Source organism: Photobacterium satsumensis (assembly GCF_050336935.1).
Lineage (GTDB): Bacteria > Pseudomonadota > Gammaproteobacteria > Enterobacterales > Vibrionaceae > Photobacterium > Photobacterium satsumensis.
In genome coordinates this window covers 13,880-38,098 of record NZ_JAKJSK010000021.1, presented here as the reverse complement: position 1 = coordinate 38,098, position 24,219 = coordinate 13,880, and the positions used below count along the sequence as shown (strand labels likewise).

Genomic DNA, 24,219 nt, shown 5'->3' with positions numbered 1-24,219 from the left:
TATTTACTTTACGGGATCAGCAAGCTTAGGTTTTATGGTGATGATCATATTTGTTTATCTTATTATCAGGTAAGGTATCCCTAGTGACTTTCTCAGACATAATCTAACAATGGCTATTGATATTCGCAGGCATTTAACTGCCCCCATAGAAACCGTTGGTGTTAGCAAAAAACAAGTCGTTTACCATAATGGCCTGCCTGCTAAGGGGTTTTACTATGTGGAGCAAGGTTTAGTGGGGCTATACCAAGTTTCAGAAAGTGGAAAAGAGTCACTGCTAAGGATCTATGGACCGGGCTCTTACTTTGGCTATCGCTCCCTGTTTACCGCACAAAACTACCCCTCCACAGCCAGAGCGATGTTAGATAGCGTATTGATCCGGGTAAATGTAAACGATTTTAAATCTCTCGACACGACGGCCCCAAATCTAGCCAGTTTCTTAATGCAGGAAGTATGCGCCGAATTAGGCGAAGCTGAAAAGCGCCTCATGCAATTTAATGCCTTCAGTGCCAAGAAACGCATTCTCGATACGATTTTTTATATGTTTCAAACATATCCTCAATATCCTTGGACCTACCGTGAAATTGGTGAATACAGCGGTACAGATACCACGACTGTTATTAGATATTGCAAGACATTGAAAGACACAGGGATTCTTGACAAAAACAGCCGAAAACCGCTTCCAGTAGATCTAAAGCAATTAGCCAGCTACCGAAAATCATTACTGCTCAATTAAGTTATTTATGAAAAACACACAGCAACGTTCTAAAATTGCCTGGCGAAATGAAGGAGAAGCCCCAGACTACCGATTCTCCCTTGCCAACGAGCGCACCTATCTGGCCTGGATACGCACAGCCCTTGCTCTCCTTGCCGGCGCTATCGGTATCGACCAACTCACCCCCGATCTCGCCAACCCTACCGTTCGAATATTGATTTCATCTTTTCTGTGCCTCTGCTCAGGTCTTCTGGCTGTTTTTGCTTACCGCCGCTGGGCACTGAACGAGAAAGCGATGCGCACTAAAGCAGAGCTCCATTACACCGGCTTTCTCAAACTCATCAGCATTATTATGCTGTTTCTCACAGCTGTAGTGATACTGGTCATCACCCTATGAATAAGGATCCAGGCTTACAACCAGAGCGAACTGCTATGTCTTGGCTCAGAACCCAGTTAGTCCTATTTACAATAGGGCTACTATTCCTCAAAGTCACCCAGCAAAGTGTCATCACGTCTTTACCCGTAATGGGTGTTATCGCATTGCTGTCGGCAATATTGGGGATGTTTTACTGCCGCTATCGCTTTACGCAGATATTCGACAATAACACAACAGTTTCAGCCAAAGAGTACTGGGTTAAATCATATCTGTCAGTACTGATTGCACTAATAGCAATTGGTTATTTTGTCTATCTGTGGGCACCAAACACTAAATAGCAATGGCATTTTCTTTGTAGCCATAACCAAAAGTTATCGCTCAAACTTATCTAGGTTATAGCTAATGATTGCGTTATCAAATGTATGGAAAGCGCTCTAAATACCATCAAAAAGCCGTGATCTACCACGACTTTTTTTATTCCTGTCGCTCTACTATGAAAACAAATCACCAAGGCGACGGCTATGAAACAAAAACCAAATATTCTTGTCTTCATGACAGACCAGCAGCGAGGCGATTCAGTCTCCGACCCGAGGATCCACCTTCCCAATATCAGAAAACTGATGGCTGGAGGCTTAACCTTCAGTAACGCGTATTGCCCTTCTCCACATTGTTGTCCTTCTCGGGCAACATTCCTAACAGGGCAGTATCCAACACAGCATGGTGTATGGAATAACGTCTGTGTTCAGAACACCCTTTCTCGATCTTTAAACCCGCAAAGCCAATGTTTTTCTACCCCGCTGGTTGAAAGTGGTTATCGGGCCTTTTTCGCAGGCAAATGGCACGTTTGCTATGACACTGGCCCGGAAGATCATGGATTTGAAGAGCTTTTTGTCACTTGTAATAAAGAGTCCAAGCAAGATCCATCAAGCATTTCAATGTCTCCCGGTTGGGAGATGTACCAACAACTAGCCGCAAACACCATCGCCAAGGAACGCCAACCCGGTGAGATCCTACGTCCTGGCTATCCTGACTACTACCATTACGGCACAACCGATAATCCTTTCAATGATGAAGATGTCATCCATTCTGCGATCGAGAAGCTACGGCAATTACGGCGAAGCAAAGCCCCCTGGTTGATGTATGCCGGAACCTTAGGGCCCCATGACCCCTACTTCGTTCCGCAAGAGTTTATCGATATGTACCAAGATGTAAACATTGAACTGAGTGATATCCACTTCGATACCATGGAGGACAAACCAACCTACAACCGCAAGATCAAAAAACTGTTCGACCAGTTATCATTAGAAGAAAAAAAACAGGCTATACGCCACTACTGGGCCTTCTGCACTTACGAAGACCATTTGCTGGGATTGTTAATGGACGAGCTGGAGTACCATGATTTATCCAATACTCTCGTTGTTGTTACCTCAGACCATGGTGATTACAACGGTGAACATGGCCTGTGGTGCAAGGGCCTACCCGCCTTCAAGGGGGCCTACCATATTCCTTTGGTTATGCATTGGCCACAGGGCATTGTGGATGGAGGACGCGAAATCAAAGAGCTTGTATCACTCGCAGATATTGCACCAACAATTACCGCACTCACCGATACCTCTCTGGATCAAGCGCAGATCGGAAAATCGCTTCTACCCTTTTTGCACAATCAAAAGTCTCAACATCATTCGTACCTTTACACCCAAACGAACGGTAATGAGATATATGGTATTCAACGTGCAGTGTTTAACCATCAATGGAAGTTTGTCCACAACACCTATGATATTGACGAACTCTATGACTTAACCAGTGATCCCTTCGAGATCAATAACTTAGCTAAACACCCAGAATACAGCGGCAAGATCAGGTCGATGTACAAAAAACTTTGGCGTTTTGCAGAACAAGCTAATGATCAGAGCTTGAATCCCTATATCCTAGTGGGTATGGCGCAGTATGGACCCGCAACCGCATTCGAACAAGAATAAGGACATTCCCTATGAACCTCTGGACAGTACTGAGCTTTATTGGCTTTACCGCTATAGTCGCAATCATTTCGTATATAGCCACCAAGCAAGAAGATCTTAAAACCAGTGATGGTTTCTTCCTTGGTGGAAGGAGCCTGACAGGCATATCAATTGGCTTCTCAATCCTGCTGACCAACTGGTCTGCCGAACAATTGATTGGCCTCAATGGACAAGGCTTTTCTGTTGGGCTTTCCAATATGGGATGGGCCGTGACCTCTGCCATTGCGTTTGTCATGATGGCCTGCATTTTTTTGCCATTTTTTATTAAAAAACGTATCACCACCATTCCTGACTATATTGAAAGCCGTTTTGGGCCACTTGCCAGGAATATCATCGCATGGTGTATCTTAATCAACATGGCTGCAATTGCATTACCCACCGTGGTGTATGCTGGGGCTCTTGGCATGAGTAAAATATTTGATATTTCAACACTTTTCAATATGTCTGACTCTGCAGCACTGACGCTCTCCATCATCTTTATCACGGTTATCGGAGGCGTATACGCGATTTTCGGTGGGCTAAAAGCAGTTGTGGTTTCAGACACCATTAATGGTATTGGATTTTTCATCGGCAGTATTCTGGTCCTCGTGCTAGGATTAAGCGCCCTTGGTAATGGCAGCGCCGCGCAAGGTATGGTAGAGCTGGTTACCCGAGAGCCCCAAATGCTCAACGCTGTTACCTCACCGAAAGTCAATGTCCCCTTCGGTGCTATCTTCACTGGTATGCTATTGGTCAATATCTATTGGGCATGTACTAATCAGGTCATTATTCAGCGTGCTCTGGGGGCCAAATCAGTGGCTGAAGGTCAAAAAGGCGTGCTGCTTGCCGGTATTATTAAAATCATCAGTATTGTCATTTTGATTGTACCGGGAATCATTGCCTACCACCTTTATGGGAATGAAGGGATCCGTGGTGATGAAGCCTACCCGCTTCTAGTCAATCGTATGCTGCCACAGGCATTGGTTGGCTTCTTCGGAGCGGTATTGTTTGGGGCTGTTATATCCACCTTTAACTCTACGATCAATTCCTGCTCGACTATCTTTGCCATTAATATCTACAAGCCACTGAAAAAAGGTGAAACAGACAACGCAACCTGCATCCGGGCGGGAAAGTACTTCGGAACTGCATTGGCAATCTTTGCTGCCGTATGTGCACCGTTTATAAAACATGCTCCGCAAGGGCTATACATGTTCATGCAAGAATTTAATGCCCTATTTACTGTCCCAATGCTGTTGATGATACTGGTGGGTATGATATCGAAAAAAGCCACGGCTAGATCAACGATTCCGGGACTAGTCACCTATATGTTGCTATATCTGTTCTTCCGCTTCGGATACACAGGGTGGGAACTGCACTTCCTACACAAAACTGCCATTTACTTTGCCTGTGGCCTAGCCGTGACTATGTACCTGACTCGCAAGTACCCAGCGGCAACCGAACAGGAAATGAAAGACGAAGCGCCTGTTGATATCGAGCATTGGAAGCACCTGCCACTAGCATCTATCTCAACCATCGTTTTGATGATCGCCACCTATGCAATTGCTTCACCAATTGGTGTCGTTGCTCCCCTAGAGGATATTCCACGGAATTTAACCTTGATCACCCTTGTTTCTCTTATCAGTATCTATGTATTGAACAAAGCCTTCTCACTCTGGCAAGGCAAGCAGAAGAAAGATACAGCAAAAAAATTGATCACAGATCATTAATTTAGCATGAGGGCTGTGAAGCCCTCTTCATTCCCGCGGGTTATTAATATGCCCAGTAGGATAACTTGATACCCTAAGAAAATTCTTATTGAGGTCGCCTGCTAATACCATGGAAAAACAGCTACTGCATTTTAAAGAAGCAGCACTTCATGGCTGCATCACCCAAGCGTCATACTATTTAGGGGTCTCCCAGCCGGCAATCAGCAAGAGCATAAAACTGCTGGAAAATAAGTACCAAACCACCTTAATAGAACGCCATGGTAGGGGGATTGAGCTTACTCAATCAGGACAATTACTATTAGATCGCGTACAGCGCATTGAGCGAGAGCTGATATCTTACCAGCATGATCTCAACCTGCTTGGATCAGCACACCAATCATTACGCATCGGTGCCGGTCCAGCATGGGAACCACTTATCACTTATCTCCTGCCTAAGTTTATCCTCACCTATCCCAACGTAAAGTTATCGATAAAGGCTGGACCTATCTGCGAACTAATACAACCTGTACTCGAAGGTGAGTTGGATTTAGCATTGGGAGGTGAAGACGGTGCGCTTCTGGTACAAAACAACGAACTAGCCTTCACGCCACTGACCTCGGCCCATCTATGCCTACTCGTTAGGGCCAACCACCCCTTGGCAAACCAAGAAATCAATGAGTTACAACCACTCACCCATTTTCCCTGGATTGCCTTCCAGCAATCAGAGGGGATACTCAACCATATAAACAAACTGTTAGAGCGGCAAGGAGCAAGCCAGGTCAATTATGTCCTTGAAACGGACTTTCTCGATATGGCTATTAAACTCGTCGATGAATCTGACTTTTTGTTGTGTATATCGAGCCAACTCGCCAAACATATCAAAAACCCACGCCTAACTACCCTAAACGTCAATTATTCAATCTGGTATTACCATCTCGGCATCTGGGAAAGAACCCAAACTCAGGACAATCCCCTCGCAGTAGAATTTAAAAGAAGAGTCAGGAAAAATGCAGGACTTATCCGCTCACCGAGAAGTTAATGGAGAAAATAACGGCGTATCCATCGGGGAATTGTCGAGTACCACCTAACAGTTTCATTTGCCGATAAAGACAATGTGTTGGAGAGAAGCTCTAATAGAAATTTAGAATAATCGTCATAAAAAAAGCCTCAGCATTTCTGCTGAGGCTTTCTTATGTAGATGGTGCCCCGGGCCGGACTTGAACCGGCACAACGCGAACGTCGAGGGATTTTAAATCCCTTGTGTCTACCAATTCCACCACCAGGGCACGCAATTCTTTGCGATGCGCTAACTGAAAAGTTAAACACCATCTTTATCTTACCGCTTGTTGCCTCACCGTAAGATTTTAATCTGGAGCGACACACGAGGTTCGAACTCGTGACCTCAACCTTGGCAAGGTTGCGCTCTACCAACTGAGCTAGTGTCGCATTGGTCTTTTGGGCTTTGCCCTGAAGACGAGATGTACTTTAACCGATTACAGAAATGAGTCAACGCGTTTTTTTAGTCTTTTGATTCAACTGGATAAAACTCGATCAACACCCTGCAATATGTCACATTTTTCAACCAACGGATTACAATTTTCTAAGTGACTCTATTTTCTGAGTAACCCGAAACAAACAGCCCGGCGCTATTGGCCGGGCTGCACAGTTTTTTATTATCTAATTAAGCCTTTGCTTTTGCTTCTGGGTGAGCAGGTAAGCGAATAGAGATAATCGTTGTCAGAACCAAGAAAGCGACTGACACCCACAAGCACGCAGCCAAACCTGCCATTTGATAAATCAAACCAGAGAGTACAGTACCAATCAGACGCCCCATGGCATTGGCCATGTAGTAGAAACCGACATCCAGTGATACACCGTCATCTTTGGCATAACTTACAATCAAATAAGAGTGCAATGAAGAGTTAACGGCAAAGACTGCACCAAATATCAACAAACCAACAACGATAGTTAATTCCGGCTGCCAGTTGAACTGAACGCCCAGTGCTACCGCAATAGTAATAAGACTAAGCAGTCCTGCCCACCCCATCGCAGCGCGGCCATCAGGCACTGTGCCTTTGGCTTTACCGGTAATTTTCGGTGCAATGCCCTGAACGAAACCATAAGCGATAACCCACAATGCTAGGAAACCGCCCACCATGGTGTGGTCCCAATCAAAGACCTGACTCAGATAGATCGGCAACGCGACAACAAACCATACATCCCTTGCGCCAAACAGGAACATGCGGGCAGCAGAGAGAATGTTGATACTTGGGCTTTTGGAGAAAATCTGCTTGAACTTGATTTTGTTCTTTGCCTTGCCCATGTCTTTTTCAAGCGACACAAGGCTCAAGATAAGGACTAGCGCCAAAACAGCAGCCATCGCCAATACTGCGCCTTTGAAACCGATAACCGCCAATAACAGGCCACCGAGGAAGAAACCTGCACCTTTAAGGGCATTCTTCGATCCGGTCAGAATAGCAATCCATTTGTACAATGCCCCTTGTTGTTCACCGGGAACCAAGGTCTTGATGGCACTCTTGGCACTCATCTTATTCAAGTCTTTGGCGATACCAGAAACAGCTTGTGCCAACATTACCCAAGGGACTGTCAGGTAAGCCGACGGAACCGCGAGCATCACCAATGCGCCAACCTGCATTGCCAAACCGATATTCATGGTGCGGTTTAAGCCCAGCTTAGCCCCTAACCATCCACCAATTAAGTTGGTAACCACCCCAAAGAATTCATAGAACAAGAAGAGAGAGGCGATCTGAAGGGAGCTGTAACCCAACTGGTGGAAATGCAGCACAACCAACATACGCAGTGCGCCGTCGGTTATAGTGAAGTTCCAGTAATTGAATGTCACCAGCATGTACTGGCGAACGTCTTTGGAGAGGTTGGCAATAGCCGAAATCATGCAATAACTCACATCTTCTGTTTGTTGCTAAGGCCAACCCACTATGCGTTTAGCGTGGGTTGGCCCACTAGAGAACGCTTTAACTTACACCAAGCCAACTTTACGGATCAGCTCAGAGGTACGTGTTGCGTAACCCATTTCATTGTCGTACCAAGCGTACACTTTCACCATGCGATCATTTACCACCATAGTTGAAAGCGCATCAACAATGGTAGAACGCTGATCGCCTTTGTAATCGATAGACACTAGCGGACGGTCTTCGAAACCAAGAATACCCGCAAGCTCATTTTCTGAGGCTTCTTTAAGCGCAGCATTCACTTCTTCAGCAGTAGCATCACGGCTCAAGTCAAAAATAATATCTGTCAGAGAAGCATTCGCCAGCGGTACGCGAACAGCGTGACCGTTAATCTTACCTTCTAGCTCAGGGAAGATATCAACAATAGCCTTAGCTGAACCGGTTGTGGTTGGGATAAGACTCATGCCACAAGCACGGGCACGGCGTAGATCTTTATGCGGCGCATCAAGAATAGTCTGGGTGTTGGTCAGATCATGGATAGTCGTGAACGACGACTGCTCAATGCCAAACTTCTCGTGTATAACCTTAACAACAGGTGCAATACAGTTAGTAGTACACGATGCTGCTGTCACAATCTGGTGCTTATCTGCATCAAACAGGTAGTCGTTCACACCTACGACCACATTCAGCACGCTGTCATCTTTTACCGGTGCAGAAACAACAACACGCTTAACACCCTGTGCCAGGTACTTGTTCAAAAATTCCATTTCACGGTGAACACCGGTTGCTTCCAAGACAACGTCACAACCAGACCAATCTACCGCATCGATGTCACGCTCTTGGGTACAGCTGATCACAGCGTCGCCAATCTGCATTGATTGTCCGTCGGAAGAAACAGCATGATGCCAACGGCCTTGAACTGAGTCGAACTCTAACAGGTGAGCTAATGTTTTAGCATCACCCGCTACATCATTGATCTGAACAAACTCTACTTCGTTCCAGTCAAACGCTGCACGCAACGCCAAACGACCAATACGACCAAAACCGTTAATACCTACTTTGATAGCCATAATCCACTTTCCTTAAACTGCTCGCTACAATATACGATAATTCATATATACGGTATAGCGAATATACTAGCCAGTTCCGAACTACTTTTCCAGATCTTTTTCCGATTATTTATCGCATCGCAGATATAAAAATGCCCTGCATGGCAGGGCATTAAATTTGGAGTGCGATGACTACAACGGTTTACTTGTACTGTTGGATGTAGTCAATATGCGGTTGACGCTGGAAAGCACCAGGGCGAAGCGCTTGGATCTTCTCAATAGTCGAACTCAATTCTGCCCCGCGAGATAGCATGATACGCGCAGCAATCAGACCGGTACGACCAGAACCGCCCATGCAGTGAACAGCAATAGCATCACCGTTATCCAACATCGCCTGAGCCGCCTTGTTCGCTTCAGGGAAGTTGGCATCAAACTGGGCACCCGGTGCACAATCATCTTCAATTGGAAGATGGAACCAGCGCATACCTAGACCACGGCACTCTTCTGCCAATGCTTCCAAACCACCTTCAGGTAGGTCTTCTGGCTCCAATGCCGTTAATACTGCAGCTGCGCCAGCTTCTTTCAATTGCACAAGAGAATCATGCAGTGATACTTCTTTAGTACCTGGACACGGGGTCAGAAGCAGCGTGCCGCTGTCATCTAAAGGCAACGTCCAGAATGGGTGTGTGTTTGACATATTTGCACCTATAAATAAGTAACTTAGTTCTAATTAATCTCTTTAACCGCTCGGTCTCAGTAGTACCAAACTAAGTAATCTAGCCAAGCGATTTAATAAACATAGGAAGTTGAATGACTAACTCAGTTTGCTGAAGCCCGGCTTTTTTCGTTCACTACGCTGGCTGAGTTTGATCTTCTCACCATTGATCATACCGGGATTACCATTTCTCACAGTCGCAAGTATATGGCGGATCCAGACCGGAAGTTGGCTAGCAAGGTGATAAAAGATCCATTGCCCTTCCCGCTGGGTTTCCAACACACCACCGTCGCGCAGCAAAGCGAGATGTCGGGATACTTTCGGCTGACTAACATCAAGCACTTCGACGAGATCGCCAACGGTAAGCGCTTGCTCGTCTTCAATCATCATCAAAATACGAAGGCGCAGAGGATCGCTGAGCACCTTGAAAAACTCCACCGGACCGATTACCGAGTCTTGCTCTTCCCCATTTAGCATCAGGAACAAGGCGATTCGGTTTTCAAGGCCATCAAGCGTGTCACGGAAAGGCTGATCACCACGCTGTGGCTTTGGATCTTTGAAATCCCAATGAAGAAGTGCATCTGAATCCGGGAACAAGGCACATTCATTACTGGCTTTGTCACACAGGGTGATCACCGTATCGAAATGCTGCCCTTCGAGATCTGCAGCCGAGCAACTCTTCAAGTTATCGCTGTTGATGCCGCGCTCGGCCAATACACGGTATACACGAGGATCCACTTCCTCTGGTGCCATCCCTGCACTAACAACTTGGTAATGCTCACCCGCCATATGCCGCATTGCGGCTTCTGCTAACTGAGAACGGGCTGAGTTTCCGGTACATAAAAATAAGATACGTTTCATGTGACTCGCGGCAACTATTTATATATGGAATTCATTATATATGCTTTCCTTTATATGTAAATCCTTTGAGCAATGAAACGGCGCTGAATCATTCACGTTACACGGTATTGGCTAGGACCCATTTACTCACTTTCGTCGCTACAGCTGGATGATTGAGCAAATCGAGATGATCAACGCCTCCGATCACCCACTTATGTTCAGCTGGGTAGTTCAGCGCCAATACTCCTTTCGAGCTCTCAGCCAGCGCACTGGACACAGGTACGAGACCATCCCCCAGCTTCCGGTTGTTCTCATCCTGAATATTCTTGCCAAGGCAAGACGCAATAGCATAACACTGCACCGTATCAGGCAGTGTTGGGCGTTGGATCAGTGCAGTGCTGGTGGCTGTATCCTGCTCCGTTTGCTTGAACGGTATAGTAGGCGCCTGCCAATCTTCGTGGACGATGTAACCCCGGCTAAGATCCTTACTGCCACTACTTCGAATCTCACCCAATTTTTTCAGAAACTTCAGCTGCGGTGTGGCAGAGACCTGTTCATCGATCCAACAGGCAAGCTTAGCCAGCGGTGCACCATTATGCGGGGTGCCTAGGGTGATGAATGTACGTAGCACTGTCAGCCACTGCAACTGGTTGAGCCCTGCATAATAACAAGCGCTGCGGGTTACCAGTCCCCCCATGCTGTGACCAATGATCACCAGTTCTTTCACTTCACATGGCCAAGCCTGGACTAACTTTTCTAAACGGAACGCAAACTCTTCACCGTTAAGGGAAATATGATTGCCCGTGTTGTACCACAAATAGACAGGGGTATAACCCGCATTAATAAATTGCTTGCCGTGATCATGCCCCTTTCTGACCCAACCTTTGTCTGCCATACACCAACCATGGACACACAAAACAATGCGACTCGACGCCTCTGGCAATTGCGCTTCGAGCTCTGCCGGATCATCACTTAGATGCTGGGTATGATCAGTAAACACCATCGGTATAGCAAAGCGACTATTCCTTTGGAGCAAATGATCGCCGACCAAACCGTTGAAACTTGCTAACAACGCATCACTCTGCGCTGGCGGTAATCCATGCTCAAGCAACTCGACAACACGTTGTTTAGCAAGCTCCGAGTTTTCTATCACTTTGCTAGAAATATCTTCCTTGAGGCTTTTGAGCTTTTCGCTCCATTCATCTTTAGAAATCATTACTACCTCAAATAAACTTCCTTCTATTTGTCTGATATTAAGCATATGGATTAGAATTAACAACCGATTTTGGCTGGGATAGGAACTGGTATTTCCAGTTATAAAAACAAAACAGATAAGGGAATATAAAATCAATTAACCGAATATAATAGAATAAAAAATTAGAATATTCATACTAATGTGTTAATTACATAAAAAATGGCACAATGAAATTAAGTTCACCGTGCCAGTCTATTTATTCTTTAACCTATTTAAGCAACACAATCTTTAACCGTTGCTGTCGTTGTCTTATTAACTGAAATATCATCTAAAATCATATCGGCGGCTTTTTCTCCAATCATAATGGTTGGCGCATTAGTATTACCCCCAACCAGCGTTGGCATAATCGACGCATCGACAACCCGTAAACCTTGAACCCCGTGAACACGTAGCCGATCATCAACCACAGCCTGTGTATCATGCCCCATTTTGCAAGTGCCAACAGGATGATAGATAGACTCGGCCTTTTGCCTGATAAACTCCGCCAGTTGCTCATCCGACTGTACCTCTTTTCCAGGAAAAACCTCTTTGCCACGGTAGTGGTTAAAACCACTTTGCTTCAAGATTTGCCGTGACAGTTTGATGGCTTTTAGCATAACTTCCATGTCTTCAGGGTGACTTAAGTAATTGGCTGTAATACGTGGCGGCTCCAACGGGTCATCACTGACTAATCCCAAACTACCACGGCTTTTCGGACGCAGATTACACGCATGAAGTGAGTAGCCATGCTTGACGGTTTGCCATAGGTTTAAGCCATGGTTATCCAGGTAACAAGGGGAAAAGTGAAACTGAACATCCGGCTTATCAAGTTCAGGGGATGTCTTGGCAAAGCCACCGGCTTCAGCAATATTGGTGGTAAAGTTTCCCTTCCTAAACAATAGGTAATCAAAAATCCCCTTAATCGACCGGGTTAACGCAACAGGCGAAAAACCGACGGAGTGGAAGGTGCGTTCACGGGTGACCACCAATACATCAAGGTGATCTTGAAGGTTCTTACCGACTCCCGGCAAGTGATGTTTCACTTCAATACCATGCCCTTCCAACTCTTGCCGGTCACCAATTCCAGATAACATTAGTAACTGCGGACTATTGATTGCCCCACCGCTGAGGATGACCTCTCGCCTTGCCGTGATCTGTTGCCGCTCACCCGCTTTAAGGTACTCAATACCTAAGGCTTTCTCCTCTTTAATCAACACCTTGGTGGTAGTTGCATCCGTGATAACCGTTAGATTTGGTCGCTGCTCTGCCGGTCTTAAATAGCCCACAGCCGAGCTACAGCGCTGGCCATTTTTTTGCGTGACCTGATAATAGCCAACACCTTCTTGTTCTTTGCCATTGAAGTCTGTTGATATCTGGTGTCCCGCCTGCTCTGCCGCATTGATAAAGGCATCAGACAGCGGATTATTTATTCTAAGATCAGAGACATACAACGGCCCATCCGCTCCATGGTAGTCATCTCCACCGCGCTCTTGGGTCTCGGATTTCCGGAAGTATGGCAACACCTCATCGTAACTCCAGCCTTGATTACCCAGCGATGCCCATTCATCATAATCACTGGCATGGCCGCGGATATAGCACATCGCATTCGAGGATGAGCTTCCTCCCAGCGTCTTCCCCCTAGGCCAAAACAATTTGCGGCTTTTCAAGTTTGGCTCTTGGTCTGTGTAATAGCGCCAGTTCATTTTCTTTGAATGCATCATCCCTATGATACCCAGAGGGACATGAACAACCGGGCTACTATCTTTTGGGCCGGCCTCAATGAGGCAGACTGTTATAGAAGGGTCGGACGATAATCTATTTGCAAGCACGCATCCTGCCGAGCCGGCCCCTACAATAATGAAGTCATACATAACATTCCCTCAATACAATATCCTTATTCAGCCAGCCAATTATTTAATCCAGTCTTTATCATCTAATTTTAAGTATTGTTTAATCATAGTGTAGTTTAATTCTTTGATGACAAATACATCACATGTTTACATTTATTTTTTCGATAAAAATAAAAAGTGATCCATATTAAACTTTTTGCATTTAGTGCAAGACAAGAACTCAGACCAGTGTGAATATGTATCTGTTAAAGGAATAAAGCTATTACTAGCGTTTTCTGAATTCATAAAACCTAACGGTTTTCTCTCATCCATTGATTGGATAATTAGAGTTTTCATCAATTATCTCGGCACACTATTTTGTGCTGGCTAGGAACAAGTAAAGGAACACATCATGGCAGATTTAAAAGCGAGTTTTGAACAAGCTCAAGTTGACGTAAAAGCACTGACTAAGCGCCCATCTAACGACGAGCTACTTGCACTCTACTCGCTGTTCAAGCAAGCAACAGACGGTGACGTTAAAGGCAAGCGTCCAGGCATGTTCGATTTCAAAGGCGGCGCAAAATACGACGCTTGGGAAAAACTAAAAGGTATGGATGCTGAAACTGCAATGCAACAATATGTCGACAAAGTTGGCGAACTGTCTGCAGCTTACGCATAAGTCACACCTATATCGCTCCCAACTTTCTGGAAAGGCCGCTATGCGGCCTTTTTTATTGCTCTTTGAAACTACATTGCCTCAGCCAGATCAAGCGAGAGTCTGTCATCTAAACCCAAGAAAAAAGGCCTGCATACGCAGGCCTTACTGTTCATTTTCAAGGTTCTTTGACTAACCGCTAAGTGTTATTAGCTTGCACTCTTAGTCTTTCTTACCCTGATTTTTTTGGGCGCTTGGTTAAGATCGTCTTGGTTAGTCGCCGGGATTTCCGGGTCAATATCAACCGTTGCTGATAACATTTCAGTTAATTTCGCCAACTGTTTTTCAAGCTGTTCAACTTTACGCTGCTTTTCCTGATAGAGCTTTTCAAACTCGTCATCCTCTGGTGTCAGCGAATCCTGCGCAGCTTCTACAGCAAGTTCGACCGCTAATGACTCATCATGCTGGTATCCCAACTGTTCAGCGACAGCCTGTGCAGCCGTTTCCATCACTTCTTGCTCGATTTCAGCAAAGGCATCACACATATAGTCAGTGATCACCTCAAAGCCCGGTAGCGATTGGTTACAAGCCACCAGCGAGAAGTACATCATGTCAGCATTACTGAAGAAGGTGATATTCAGCGTCTGCCCCGGCATCAGCAATGAAACTGGGTACTGCTCACGTACCTTGGCCCCCATGAAGTAAAGCTCTTCTTTGGCACCAGGTACATTGGATATCAACAAATTACTAGCAGGTGGAATAAAGTTGTTCAGGCCAAACTTGCCACTGAACAAAGAAACACCATTTACAAGCAACGAGTAATTGATGTACGCATCCGGTGAGATATTCAGCGCTTCATTTTTCAAATCCGTCGTCGCATGCTGAATCGATTCCAGACGCTCAAGCGGTGACAAGCCCTGTTTACCCAACTCAACGTGGCCAATCGACATCTTATTGCCGGATTTCCCTTCTTCACCCGCCGTACGTAGGTTGATTGGCATCATCGCTACCAATGGCTTACGGATAGGGATCGCACGGTCATTCAGATAGCGGTTAAGCGCGATATCACTGATGGTAAACAGGATATCGTTCATTGACGCCCCAGTGATCCGGCTGATGTGCTTCAGTTGAGAGATAGAGAAATGACCGAGACTAACAGCACGACTACGTTTAGGGCTCAGATTAAACGGCGTTTTGGGGGCCGTGAACGGGACTTTCAAGTCACAATCGGCAAGGTTCACCGCTTTTAGCGCCAACTTGCTGCCTAAGCGGAACATTGATGGGATCAGCGAAATCTGTTTGGTAGCAGCCACCGCCGTTTTCATCACCATATCGGTAAGGTGAGTTTCCTCACGGCGCTGGCGCGAAGTTTTTCTCAAGTCACACTGCCACAGAGGCTTCGTGAATGACTCTTCAACCGATGTTGCACAGCTTTGGGTAAAGATCTTACTGGCTCTTACACCGTCAGCCATCGAATGGTGAACTTTCAGTACCAGCGCAACTCGATTATTTTCTAGACCACCAATCACCCAAACTTCCCACATTGGGCGGCTACGATCCAATACCTGGCTATGTAAGCGCCCGACGACCTTCTGTAGTTGCTGCTCGTTTCCAGGGGAAGGCAGCATGGTGATGCGAAGGTGATCTTCCAAGTTAACTTGGTTAACCGTACTCCAACTAGGGCGGCCTGTCAGAGACCAGTTAAGTTTCCAGTTAAATGGTGGCACCATTTCCGGTTGCTGCAGGAAATTGGCGTAAAGTTCTTGGGCGTAGGTCCCTGCATGATCTTCTGGTGGGTCAAGAATAACCAAACCAGTAACATGCATTGGGGTTTTTGCCGTTTCAAAGGCAATGAAGCTGAAATCCAGCAGAGACAAACTCGGCATAAATCTTTTCCTTTTTTGCGTTGTGGCATGGTCTGATTGATGGCGTAACTTCTGATAGTTACCGAAGAGAATTAGCACCACCAATCAAGGTCTGTCCCTTTGCCATTGTCGCTTAATGTGTACAGTCCGTTACTTTGCAGCCAGCTTTTCTACAATCTCTTGCAGGTGATCGACTTTCTTCTCAAAGTTACTCATACGATCGCGGTCAATACCGCATGTCGCATTAAAGCCGCGGTTGAATTGTGATTCAGCCTGGCCAAACAATCCGCGCTTCGTCTCTTGAATACGCTCAACCATTTCAGTTTCCACGTCACTGCCTTTAGAAACCAAATCTTGCAATTGCTTGGTCATCATATGCTGTGCCATACCAACTTGCTCGGTACCTTTGCTATATGCACCAAGCCCTGCCCAAATCACAGTGCGAACTGAAGATTCACCCATCTGGGTGGCCGATTTAACACTACCAATAAGTTTTTTAGGGTTAATCATCATTTTATCCTCAACAAATCAGAGAGATGTAGTACCCAAATAACTTGGGAATACTCGATGCTTCAACCCTACCAAGTAGAATTAGATCAATCTTTCTAATTCAAGAAAGGAATTGGTAAGTCGCTCACACATCTTCTCACACGAGAAAATCGCTGGTTCTACGACGTCTGAACACAGTAGCAATGCTGACTACGCATACGCGTGACAAAAGTCCCAAAACAAAACAACCAATCAATTTTGGGGCTTTTTTGTCCAAAAATAGAGTGAACGCTCTAAGTTCAGGGGTAACAATGGGGAGATAACAACAATAAGAACCTATATGAATAATATCGAACAAGGAATGCACTATGTCAGTTTTAGAAATCGTAGATTCATCATACCCAACCCCACCCCTTGAAGCGTCTGTTCACACCACAAAGACTCCCGCTACTGTCGTTGCTACAGCAGATGAGATGGTTGATCAGATCATTGCCACTGTGGGTAAGAATATTGTTCTGGGTGCCCCGCTTGCTATCGGTAAACCTGTAAGCTTTGTTAATGCGCTTTATCAGCGGGCAAAGAAAGATCCAAGTATTAACCTACGTATCGAAACCGGGATCACCCTTGAGAAGCCTGTTGGCAAAAGCAAAATCGAACGCGGCTTCCTAGAACCTTTTGTTGCCCGTGAGTTTGCTGATGTTCCAGACATCGACTACGTCATGGATCTTCGCGCCGGTAAAGTACCAAGCAACGTCACCATCAGCGAATTCTTCTTCAAAGCTGGCAGTTTCATGAACTCGCCACAACAACAGAACTACACCTCAACTAACTACACTCACGCCGTTCGTGATTTGCTGGATAAAGGCGTCAATGTTATCGGCCAGTTAGTGGCTGCTCGCACTGTTGATGGCGTTACGACCTACAGTTTATGCAGTAACTCAGATCTCGCTCTGGACTTTATCCCTGAGATCGAAAAGCTCAATGCACAAGGCCGGAATATCGCCATTATTGGCGAAGTAAACAGCAATATGCCATTCATGCAAAACCATGCTGAGGTGGCCAGCTCAGATTTTGATTTCATTTTAGATGGCAACAGCCAACCCGATCACAAAGACTACCAACTGTTTGCCGCCCCTCACGCCAGTATCTCAGCTGAAGATCATATGATTGGCCTGTATTCCAGTGCCCTGATCAAAGATGGCGGTACCCTGCAAGTGGGTATTGGTTCGCTCAGTAGTGCACTTAGCTATAGCGCCTTGGTACGTCACCAGAAAAACCGCATCTACAACAAGATGCTGTCTGAGCTAAACATTTACGAAAAATTCCCAATTTGTAAAGAAGTGGGTGATACTGGTGTATTCGACCAAGGGCTTTACGGTTGTAGCGAGCTGATGGTCGATGGCTTTGTTCACCTATACCGAGCAGGGATCTTGAAGCGTGAAGTATTCGAAGATCTCACTATCCAGCGCCTGCTCAATGACGGCTTGATTAACCATGAAGTCTCTGTAATCACTTTGCTCGCGTTACTAGAGCGAGAAGCAATTTCAGCTGAATTAACAGACGCGGATGTGAGTTATCTTAAACGCTTTGGTATTTTCAACGACAAGGTTGAGTACGTCGACGGTAAATTGGTCACCAATGACGGCACCAGCAAAGCCAACATCCAAGACAAAGATGCCCTGGAATGGATCACCAAGTACGCACTCGGCCAGCGTCTCAAGGGCGGTACGGTAATGCACGGTGCCTTCTTCATTGGCCCGAAAGACTTCTACCAAGAACTGAATAACTTCACACAAGAAGATCATGACAAGTTCTGCATGACAAGTGTGAATTACGTCAATGATTTATATGATCACTTCCTAGGTAACCAGCAACTAAAACAAGCTCAGCGCCAGCATGCTCGCTTTATGAACTCAGGCATGATGGTAACACTGGATGGCTCAGTGGTCTCTGATGCACTTGAAAACGGTCAAGTCGTTAGCGGTGTTGGCGGACAGTACAACTTTGTCGCCCAGTCAGGGCAAATGCGTGAGTCCCGTTCTATCATCAAGATCCGCAGTTGTTCATTCCGAAACGGAAAACTGCGCTCGAACATCCTGTTCAACTACGGCCACAACACCATTCCACGCCAGTTGCGTGATATTGTGGTAACAGAATACGGTATTGCCAATCTCCGAAGCAAGCCTGACCACGTGGTATACACAGAGCTGATCAAGATTGCCGACTCACGCTTCCAGCAGCAGCTACTAGAAGAAGCCAAGGCAGCAGGTAAAGTGGCCAAGGATTACCAAATCCCGAAAGAGTTCGCCAACAACACCCCAGAAGCCATTCAAGCTTTCTACAAGAAGTACACCGATCAAGATATTTTCGGGCCATTCCCATTTGGCTGTAGCTTTACCGAACAAGAATTGAAACTGGGCAAAGCCCTAAAAGCGTTGAAGTCTAAATGCGCAACGCCAACAGGCAAGCTAAAAGCAATCGCCCAATCTTTGTCTGCACCTAAAGCAGGCCATGATGTAGACATTCTGCTTAAGCGTGTGGGACTCGACAAGCCAGAGAACCTTCAAGAGAAAATTACTCGCAAGTTAGTGATCGCTGAACTAGTGAAGTGATCGTTGCGTTAATAAAGACTGGGTCCTCTACGGCCCAGTCTTCTTATATAGCAATAGAAAGCAATGAGGTATTCAATGTCGAAGAAAAGCAAGGAAATGGCGCTATGTCCGTACGCCGCTGTATGGGGGTGCCCAAAGTGTCCAGTTAAGAAAGTCTGCCCAGGAAAAACGACCATCGGCGATCAGCCGATAAAACGTAAGGAAGATTCAGACAAATAGACCGCAATTCTATCTCCCAGATGCTGCCCTACCAGCATCTGGGATTCATACAATCCCTGTCTCCAGTACTCTCTCACCATTACTGTCTCATCGATTATAAACTGCTAAAAATCTTATTATTTCTTCTAGCACATCATTTCCATTTCTGACTATGATTAAAATAAAACCACCCATAAACAATCAATGAGGCGGTGGATATCTGAGAGGGGGAATCCATGGAAATGATGAAAGCCATTCTGTTCGGTATTATCTTGTCATTAACCGTCGGGCCAATCGCCATTTTGGTACTCAACAATGGGATGCACCATGGTTATATGGCAGCGGTTCGCAGTGCTGCTGGAGCAGCTCTGGCAGACTATTGCTACGCATTGATCAGCTTCGTATCCGGCAGTTTACTGATCAGCCAACTCGACCAATACCACTATCAGATCATTCTGCTCTCATCTTGGGTACTCATTTTCATGGGCTTCTACATGATGTTCAATGCCATGAAAAATACCAAGCTGCTAGCAAAGGTGCATCGGCCTGCCAAAAGGCTCGGGTTCCGTTCAGCCTTTTACCTCACCCTTGCCAACCCGATTGCCATCATCGCCTTATCGGCATTTATTGGCCACTCTACCGAGCAAGTGGATTTGATTTTTGCCATGCAGCTTGCCGGTGCCATCTTTTTGGGTAGCTTGATCGTCCAGTGCTTGCTTGCCCTTTCCGGATTTGCATTCAAAGATGATGACAGCATCACCTTTCCCTTCTACCTGCAATTGTTAGGCGGGCTGGTCATTTGCCTGTTTGGGGTCAATAACTTTATCGAGCTCGCCAGTTAGCTGGCTATTGCTGCGCAGGATGTCTCGCTGCAATATGCACCCTGTTTCTTCCAGCCGCTTTTGCCTGATAAAGTAACCGGTCTGCGTCATGTGCCAATGACTCTAAGCAACCAGAACGCTTAGATTGGGCAATACCTGCGCTGGTTGAGAGCACAATCTGGTGGCCATCCACCTCAAAAGGGGTGTCTGCAATTTTCCGACGTATTGCTTCAGCCATCGCAGAAACCTCGTCCCGACTCCGGTTAACAACCAGTACACAGAACTCCTCACCGCCTAAGCGAAACACCCAAGGCTCACCCGCTATAGCTTGGATCCGCTTCGCAACCTGTCTAAGTACGGTATCTCCAGCCAGATGCCCATACGTGTCATTGACCTGCTTGAAATGATCGATATCGAAAGCGATGAAATGAATGTGGTGGTTCGAGCCGTTATACTTGGCAAATTCTTGCTCTAACGCCAACCTATTGAAAGTGGACGTTAACGAATCACGGAGCGCCAGATGCTGAAGGCTAATAGTCGCTTGCTGCCGGTGCTTTTCGTAATAATGTGAGATTGCCCAAATACTGGTATAGCTAGCGACATAATTGACGATCATATTTGGGTTGAATAGGCCGAACTGCAGCTTCCAAAACATCAAAGCTAAAATAACGAACAGCAGTATCCCACTCCACATTGCGCCTAAGCGTACCCCGAGCAGAAAGTAGAAAATGGTCGATAGTAATAATGTCCAAAACAGCAGCCCACTATCAATACGACTGGCAATGCACCCCCATACTACAAGCACACTTAAATAGAAGATGTACGCTTCAACCACACGATGCTCACTCGTGCATTCACTGTGGCCAGCATTCCTTTGTTCATGCTGATTGGTGTAAAGCCAGAAATACAAACCCGCTGATGACGCCGAAAACCCGGCAAGGGCTACCGCATAAAAGTGTCTTTCATGGATAAACCAATTGATCCCCGATAAAACTATCGCCAGTCCACCCACAACGATAAACAGGCAATTTAGCACTCTGATTTTTAGTTTTCTTTCTTCATCAAAAACTGAATACGACATCCACACCCCAAACAGTACAACATACCGTAACTTCGGGTAATTTATCTTATCCTCTCCTTGCTGACAACCTTTATACCCAAGTTACTTGGACATATACAGAACACCAACCTATAAAAATGACATTTCTTTCACACCGTCCGCTTTAACGTACAAAACATCGGCGATAACAAACAGAAACGAGGTCCTATGAAGCCAACTCAATTTCTCTTACCACTGCTAACAGCCACCCTATTGACTGCCTGTGAAGATGGAGACGGCGCCTCTGGCTCAGCCCCGAGCCAGCCCTATACTGACTTTTTCTCAGCCCTACCAACAGAAACAATTCATCCCGCTGAAAACCCGTTTAATCAACAAAAATTTGAGCTAGGCGAAGCGTTATTTTGGGACCCTATCCTCTCGGGCGATAAGAATGTCGCCTGTGCTAGCTGCCACCACCCTGCGTTCGGTTGGGCTGATGGGCGGGCGTTGTCAATCGGTACTGACGGCAAAGGACTAGGACCCGATCGTAGCGGTACGCAAATAACCCCCAAACATGCTCCGACAATTATGAATGTCGCCTTTACCGGCCTTGCTGCTGGGGAAAACACCGATACATTTGTCGCCAACGGCTATTTCTGGGATTTGCGAGTAGACACACTTGAGCAGCAAGCGCTTGAACCCGTCAAGAACCAGATCGAAATGCGCGGGGAACGCTTTTCTGAGGATCAAATCTTGCCGGAGGTCGTCAGCAGGCTAGCGAAAATCCCTGAGTATATTGATATGTTTAGCTACGCCTTTCCTGACGAAATAACGTCTGCCGACGATATCAATGAAGGCCACATCGCCAAAGCGTTAGCCAGTTTTCAGCGTGAAGTCTTCTCACCTAACAGCCGTTTTGATGAATTTATTGCTGGCAATGAATCAGCCCTATCTAATCAGGAAATTACCGGCTTGAATAAGTTTATCAACGGAGGATGCGCCCGCTGCCACTCGGGCCCACTCTTGGCCGATAACCAGTTACGCTCCGATCAGATCGTCACCAATTTCGAAGCGGTACGCACACCAAGCTTGAGAAATATCTCCAAAACTGCTCCTTATATGCACTTGGGAGATGTCGCAACCTTAGATGGTGCAGTCGCCTTGTATGAAGATAGGGGGGATTTGCAAGTGACGATGGAAGATGATGATGTCGGGGATATTTCAGCGTTCTTGCGCAGTTTAGATAATGATGGGTTTTACCAAGAAATTCCAACTCGAGTACCTAGTGGCCTGCCAGTCGGCGGAGATATCTAAACTCGCATCTTCCTACCCATAGGAAGAACAAGCCAAGCTGACACTAACTAAACAGCAAGAAAAAAGGCCTAGCGTTTCCGCTAGGCCTTTTGTTATGGAGGCGCGTCCCGGAGTCGAACCGAGGTCCACGGATTTGCAATCCGCTGCATAGCCACTCTGCCAACGCGCCAAATTGTCTAAACTCACCCACTGGGTGGTTGGTCCGGTTGCTGCCACCTACAAGGTACCAGAACCTGAAATATGGAGGCGCGTCCCGGAGTCGAACCGAGGTCCACGGATTTGCAATCCGCTGCATAGCCACTCTGCCAACGCGCCAAATTGTCCAAATTCACCCACTGGGTGGTTGGTCCGGTTGCTGCCACCCAAAAGGTACCAGAACCTGAAATATGGAGGCGCGTCCCGGAGTCGAACCGAGGTCCACGGATTTGCAATCCGCTGCATAGCCACTCTGCCAACGCGCCAAACTGTGCAAACTCACCCTCTAGGCGGTTTGTCTGGTTGCTGAACCCCACAAGGTACCAGAACCTGAAATATGGAGGCGCGTCCCGGAGTCGAACCGAGGTCCACGGATTTGCAATCCGCTGCATAGCCACTCTGCCAACGCGCCAAACTGTCCAAACTCACCCACTGGGCGGTTTGTCTGGTTACTGCCACCTATAAGGCACCAAAACCTAAAATATGGAGGCGCGTCCCGGAGTCGAACCGAGGTCCACGGATTTGCAATCCGCTGCATAGCCACTCTGCCAACGCGCCAAACTGTCCAAACTCACCCTCTAGGCGGTTTGTCCGGTTACTGATACCCACAAGGCACCAAAACCTGAAATATGGAGGCGCGTCCCGGAGTCGAACCGAGGTCCACGGATTTGCAATCCGCTGCATAGCCACTCTGCCAACGCGCCATCTTTTCTAACTAATTACCGCTTTATTTCGGCTAATGCCGCTGCGGTACGGAGGTGTAATTTACTGATTTTCAGGGATGAGTCAAACAAAAATACAATAACTTGCCTCAACTGAACAAATTCCAACACATCAAGCCAAAAAAACGACCTCTTTCGTATGGAATACCATCAATTGAAAAGCTTCCTCGGTTCCCCGTTTTACTAAACGTGCTGTGGACAACCAGCAAAAAGCCCACCAGGGGTGGGCTTATCATAAGCACAAAGCAGAGGCGACTCGCCTCAGTTATTCACTCACTAATTCAACCGCTTCGCGTACCAAGCGACCAATCTCGTCCCAATCACCGTTTTCAATCAGCTTTGGTGCCACCATCCAGGTACCACCACAGCAAATGACCCGATCAATGGCTAAGTAATCACGTATATTAGCCTTACCGATCCCTCCCGTAGGCATGAAGGACACATCCACGTAAGGTGCCAGCAGCGACTTGACCATGTTGATGCCACCTGATGCTTCAGCCGGGAAAAACTTCAAGAATGTCAGCCCCAGCTCCAACGCCTGCTCAACTTGGCTTGGGTTATTAACACCCGGTACCATCGGGATCCCTTGCTCTTGGCAATAACGAACCGTATTCGGATTAAGGCCAGGCGCAACCACAAACTCCGAGCCAGCCTCTTTGGCACGGTCAACCTGTTCTGCATTCAGCACAGTACCAGCACCGATACACATCTCAGGATACGCATCACGCATCAAGCGGATGGCTTCAGCCGCAGCTTCCGTGCGAAATGTGACTTCCGCAACCGGCAGGCCATTTTCGACTAGAGTCTTAGCCAAAGGCACAGCCTGAGACACATCGTTAATTTGAATAACCGGGATAACTTTGAAGGCTTTTAATTTTTCAATGATCTGCTGAGACATGTTTCAATGTTCCTATTTATATT

The 24,219-nt window shown here is 46.5% G+C and carries 21 protein-coding genes and 8 tRNA genes; 11 read left to right on the top strand and 18 right to left on the bottom strand.

Features of this window, described 5'->3' with window-relative positions:
• The first annotated feature begins 109 nt into the window (after positions 1-109).
• From L4D79_RS28060 to L4D79_RS28035, 6 genes are all read left to right on the top strand, one after another.
• Positions 110-733, top strand: a complete 624-nt coding sequence (locus tag L4D79_RS28060; protein ID WP_428656767.1) for a Crp/Fnr family transcriptional regulator — start codon at positions 110-112, stop codon at positions 731-733.
• Positions 734-740: 7 nt separating this feature from the next.
• Positions 741-1,109, top strand: a complete 369-nt coding sequence (locus L4D79_RS28055; RefSeq protein ID WP_428656765.1) for a YidH family protein — start codon at positions 741-743, stop codon at positions 1,107-1,109.
• Positions 1,106-1,426, top strand: coding sequence for a DUF202 domain-containing protein (locus L4D79_RS28050; RefSeq protein ID WP_428656763.1), 321 nt, complete (start codon positions 1,106-1,108; stop codon positions 1,424-1,426). The genes L4D79_RS28055 and L4D79_RS28050 overlap by 4 nt, the downstream gene beginning before the upstream one ends.
• 183 nt (positions 1,427-1,609) lie before the next feature.
• Positions 1,610-3,067: a sulfatase-like hydrolase/transferase gene (locus L4D79_RS28045; RefSeq protein ID WP_428656761.1), complete on the top strand. Its 1,458-nt coding sequence runs from the start codon at positions 1,610-1,612 to the stop codon at positions 3,065-3,067.
• Between the two features lie 11 nt (positions 3,068-3,078).
• Positions 3,079-4,812 (top strand): solute:sodium symporter family transporter, encoded by a 1,734-nt coding sequence (locus L4D79_RS28040; protein WP_428656758.1) that lies wholly within the window; start codon positions 3,079-3,081, stop codon positions 4,810-4,812.
• Positions 4,813-4,921: 109 nt separating this feature from the next.
• Positions 4,922-5,830, top strand: coding sequence for a LysR family transcriptional regulator (locus L4D79_RS28035; RefSeq protein WP_428656756.1), 909 nt, complete (start codon positions 4,922-4,924; stop codon positions 5,828-5,830).
• A gap of 160 nt (positions 5,831-5,990) precedes the next feature.
• Here the strand turns inward: L4D79_RS28035 and L4D79_RS28030 are convergent.
• The 8 genes from L4D79_RS28030 to L4D79_RS27995 all read right to left on the bottom strand — a co-directional run bounded on the left by L4D79_RS28030 (position 5,991) and on the right by L4D79_RS27995 (position 13,430).
• Positions 5,991-6,077: transfer RNA gene (locus L4D79_RS28030), tRNA-Leu, on the bottom strand.
• Positions 6,078-6,161: 84 nt separating this feature from the next.
• Positions 6,162-6,237 (bottom strand) — tRNA-Gly (locus tag L4D79_RS28025).
• A 235-nt stretch (positions 6,238-6,472) separates the two neighbouring features.
• Positions 6,473-7,705, bottom strand: coding sequence for an organoarsenical effux MFS transporter ArsJ (arsJ, locus tag L4D79_RS28020; RefSeq protein WP_428656754.1), 1,233 nt, complete (start codon positions 7,703-7,705; stop codon positions 6,473-6,475).
• Between the two features lie 84 nt (positions 7,706-7,789).
• A complete protein-coding gene (locus L4D79_RS28015; RefSeq protein ID WP_428656752.1) occupies positions 7,790-8,791 on the bottom strand; it encodes an ArsJ-associated glyceraldehyde-3-phosphate dehydrogenase in 1,002 nt (333 codons plus the stop codon).
• A gap of 181 nt (positions 8,792-8,972) precedes the next feature.
• On the bottom strand, positions 8,973-9,467 hold the full coding sequence (locus L4D79_RS28010) for a phosphatase domain-containing putative toxin (protein ID WP_428656750.1): 495 nt from the start codon (positions 9,465-9,467) through the stop codon (positions 8,973-8,975).
• Between the two features lie 117 nt (positions 9,468-9,584).
• Positions 9,585-10,346, bottom strand: coding sequence for a metalloregulator ArsR/SmtB family transcription factor (locus L4D79_RS28005; protein WP_428656748.1), 762 nt, complete (start codon positions 10,344-10,346; stop codon positions 9,585-9,587).
• 97 nt (positions 10,347-10,443) lie between these two features.
• Positions 10,444-11,541 (bottom strand): PGAP1-like alpha/beta domain-containing protein, encoded by a 1,098-nt coding sequence (locus L4D79_RS28000; RefSeq protein WP_428656745.1) that lies wholly within the window; start codon positions 11,539-11,541, stop codon positions 10,444-10,446.
• Positions 11,542-11,792: 251 nt separating this feature from the next.
• Positions 11,793-13,430: a GMC family oxidoreductase gene (locus L4D79_RS27995; RefSeq protein WP_428656742.1), complete on the bottom strand. Its 1,638-nt coding sequence runs from the start codon at positions 13,428-13,430 to the stop codon at positions 11,793-11,795.
• 370 nt (positions 13,431-13,800) lie between these two features.
• On the opposite strand from L4D79_RS27995, the gene L4D79_RS27990 reads away from it, so the two are divergent.
• The gene (locus L4D79_RS27990; RefSeq protein WP_428656739.1) at positions 13,801-14,067 is read left to right on the top strand and encodes an acyl-CoA-binding protein; all 267 of its coding nucleotides are present in this window, start codon (positions 13,801-13,803) and stop codon (positions 14,065-14,067) included.
• A 185-nt stretch (positions 14,068-14,252) separates the two neighbouring features.
• Here the strand turns inward: L4D79_RS27990 and L4D79_RS27985 are convergent, their stop codons facing one another.
• Together L4D79_RS27985 and L4D79_RS27980 are read right to left on the bottom strand one after the other, a co-directional pair.
• Positions 14,253-15,929 (bottom strand): wax ester/triacylglycerol synthase family O-acyltransferase, encoded by a 1,677-nt coding sequence (locus L4D79_RS27985; RefSeq protein ID WP_428656736.1) that lies wholly within the window; start codon positions 15,927-15,929, stop codon positions 14,253-14,255.
• 129 nt (positions 15,930-16,058) lie between these two features.
• On the bottom strand, positions 16,059-16,418 hold the full coding sequence (locus L4D79_RS27980) for a phasin-related domain-containing protein (RefSeq protein WP_428656734.1): 360 nt from the start codon (positions 16,416-16,418) through the stop codon (positions 16,059-16,061).
• A 347-nt stretch (positions 16,419-16,765) separates the two neighbouring features.
• Between L4D79_RS27980 and L4D79_RS27975 the strand changes: the two genes are divergently transcribed.
• The 3 genes from L4D79_RS27975 to L4D79_RS27965 all read left to right on the top strand — a co-directional run bounded on the left by L4D79_RS27975 (position 16,766) and on the right by L4D79_RS27965 (position 20,049).
• Positions 16,766-19,009 carry an acetyl-CoA hydrolase/transferase C-terminal domain-containing protein gene (locus L4D79_RS27975; RefSeq protein WP_428656732.1) on the top strand — a complete coding sequence of 748 codons (2,244 nt, stop codon included), beginning with the start codon at positions 16,766-16,768 and terminating at the stop codon, positions 19,007-19,009.
• A gap of 75 nt (positions 19,010-19,084) precedes the next feature.
• Positions 19,085-19,228, top strand: coding sequence for a hypothetical protein (locus L4D79_RS27970; RefSeq protein WP_428656730.1), 144 nt, complete (start codon positions 19,085-19,087; stop codon positions 19,226-19,228).
• A gap of 215 nt (positions 19,229-19,443) precedes the next feature.
• Positions 19,444-20,049: a LysE family translocator gene (locus tag L4D79_RS27965; protein ID WP_428656728.1), complete on the top strand. Its 606-nt coding sequence runs from the start codon at positions 19,444-19,446 to the stop codon at positions 20,047-20,049.
• Positions 20,050-20,053: 4 nt separating this feature from the next.
• On the opposite strand, the gene L4D79_RS27960 is transcribed toward L4D79_RS27965, so the two are convergent.
• The gene (locus tag L4D79_RS27960; protein ID WP_428656726.1) at positions 20,054-21,109 is read right to left on the bottom strand and encodes a GGDEF domain-containing protein; all 1,056 of its coding nucleotides are present in this window, start codon (positions 21,107-21,109) and stop codon (positions 20,054-20,056) included.
• A gap of 186 nt (positions 21,110-21,295) precedes the next feature.
• Between L4D79_RS27960 and L4D79_RS27955 the strand changes: the two genes are divergently transcribed.
• Complete coding sequence (locus tag L4D79_RS27955; RefSeq protein WP_428656723.1) at positions 21,296-22,381, top strand: cytochrome-c peroxidase; 1,086 nt, start codon at positions 21,296-21,298, stop codon at positions 22,379-22,381.
• A 95-nt stretch (positions 22,382-22,476) separates the two neighbouring features.
• On the opposite strand, the gene L4D79_RS27950 is transcribed toward L4D79_RS27955, so the two are convergent.
• From L4D79_RS27950 to L4D79_RS27920, 7 genes are all read right to left on the bottom strand, one after another.
• Positions 22,477-22,550 (bottom strand) — tRNA-Cys (locus L4D79_RS27950).
• Positions 22,551-22,622: 72 nt separating this feature from the next.
• A tRNA-Cys gene (locus L4D79_RS27945) sits at positions 22,623-22,696 on the bottom strand.
• 72 nt (positions 22,697-22,768) lie between these two features.
• Positions 22,769-22,842: transfer RNA gene (locus tag L4D79_RS27940), tRNA-Cys, on the bottom strand.
• A gap of 72 nt (positions 22,843-22,914) precedes the next feature.
• Positions 22,915-22,988: transfer RNA gene (locus L4D79_RS27935), tRNA-Cys, on the bottom strand.
• Between the two features lie 72 nt (positions 22,989-23,060).
• Positions 23,061-23,134 (bottom strand) — tRNA-Cys (locus L4D79_RS27930).
• A 72-nt stretch (positions 23,135-23,206) separates the two neighbouring features.
• Positions 23,207-23,280 (bottom strand) — tRNA-Cys (locus L4D79_RS27925).
• 283 nt (positions 23,281-23,563) lie between these two features.
• On the bottom strand, positions 23,564-24,196 hold the full coding sequence (locus tag L4D79_RS27920; RefSeq protein WP_428656720.1) for a bifunctional 4-hydroxy-2-oxoglutarate aldolase/2-dehydro-3-deoxy-phosphogluconate aldolase: 633 nt from the start codon (positions 24,194-24,196) through the stop codon (positions 23,564-23,566).
• Between the last annotated feature and the right edge of the window lie 23 nt (positions 24,197-24,219).

What these genes read in the sequence shown, in the direction of transcription:
- L4D79_RS27920 (WP_428656720.1), bottom strand. Translation starts at nt 24,196, where the DNA reads ATGTCTCAGCAGATCATTGAAAAATTAAAAGCCTTCAAAGTTATCCCG.
- L4D79_RS28035 (WP_428656756.1), top strand. Translation starts at nt 4,922, where the DNA reads ATGGAAAAACAGCTACTGCATTTTAAAGAAGCAGCACTTCATGGCTGC.
- L4D79_RS28055 (WP_428656765.1), top strand. Translation starts at nt 741, where the DNA reads ATGAAAAACACACAGCAACGTTCTAAAATTGCCTGGCGAAATGAAGGA.
- L4D79_RS28015 (WP_428656752.1), bottom strand. Translation starts at nt 8,791, where the DNA reads ATGGCTATCAAAGTAGGTATTAACGGTTTTGGTCGTATTGGTCGTTTG.
- L4D79_RS28050 (WP_428656763.1), top strand. Translation starts at nt 1,106, where the DNA reads ATGAATAAGGATCCAGGCTTACAACCAGAGCGAACTGCTATGTCTTGG.
- arsJ (WP_428656754.1), bottom strand. Translation starts at nt 7,705, where the DNA reads ATGATTTCGGCTATTGCCAACCTCTCCAAAGACGTTCGCCAGTACATG.
- L4D79_RS27990 (WP_428656739.1), top strand. Translation starts at nt 13,801, where the DNA reads ATGGCAGATTTAAAAGCGAGTTTTGAACAAGCTCAAGTTGACGTAAAA.
- L4D79_RS28000 (WP_428656745.1), bottom strand. Translation starts at nt 11,541, where the DNA reads ATGATTTCTAAAGATGAATGGAGCGAAAAGCTCAAAAGCCTCAAGGAA.
- L4D79_RS27980 (WP_428656734.1), bottom strand. Translation starts at nt 16,418, where the DNA reads ATGATTAACCCTAAAAAACTTATTGGTAGTGTTAAATCGGCCACCCAG.
- L4D79_RS27955 (WP_428656723.1), top strand. Translation starts at nt 21,296, where the DNA reads ATGAAGCCAACTCAATTTCTCTTACCACTGCTAACAGCCACCCTATTG.
- L4D79_RS28040 (WP_428656758.1), top strand. Translation starts at nt 3,079, where the DNA reads ATGAACCTCTGGACAGTACTGAGCTTTATTGGCTTTACCGCTATAGTC.
- L4D79_RS27970 (WP_428656730.1), top strand. Translation starts at nt 19,085, where the DNA reads ATGTCGAAGAAAAGCAAGGAAATGGCGCTATGTCCGTACGCCGCTGTA.
- L4D79_RS27965 (WP_428656728.1), top strand. Translation starts at nt 19,444, where the DNA reads ATGGAAATGATGAAAGCCATTCTGTTCGGTATTATCTTGTCATTAACC.
- L4D79_RS28060 (WP_428656767.1), top strand. Translation starts at nt 110, where the DNA reads ATGGCTATTGATATTCGCAGGCATTTAACTGCCCCCATAGAAACCGTT.
- L4D79_RS27960 (WP_428656726.1), bottom strand. Translation starts at nt 21,109, where the DNA reads ATGTCGTATTCAGTTTTTGATGAAGAAAGAAAACTAAAAATCAGAGTG.
- L4D79_RS27985 (WP_428656736.1), bottom strand. Translation starts at nt 15,929, where the DNA reads ATGCCGAGTTTGTCTCTGCTGGATTTCAGCTTCATTGCCTTTGAAACG.
- L4D79_RS28005 (WP_428656748.1), bottom strand. Translation starts at nt 10,346, where the DNA reads ATGAAACGTATCTTATTTTTATGTACCGGAAACTCAGCCCGTTCTCAG.
- L4D79_RS28045 (WP_428656761.1), top strand. Translation starts at nt 1,610, where the DNA reads ATGAAACAAAAACCAAATATTCTTGTCTTCATGACAGACCAGCAGCGA.
- L4D79_RS27995 (WP_428656742.1), bottom strand. Translation starts at nt 13,430, where the DNA reads ATGTATGACTTCATTATTGTAGGGGCCGGCTCGGCAGGATGCGTGCTT.
- L4D79_RS28010 (WP_428656750.1), bottom strand. Translation starts at nt 9,467, where the DNA reads ATGTCAAACACACACCCATTCTGGACGTTGCCTTTAGATGACAGCGGC.
- L4D79_RS27975 (WP_428656732.1), top strand. Translation starts at nt 16,766, where the DNA reads ATGTCAGTTTTAGAAATCGTAGATTCATCATACCCAACCCCACCCCTT.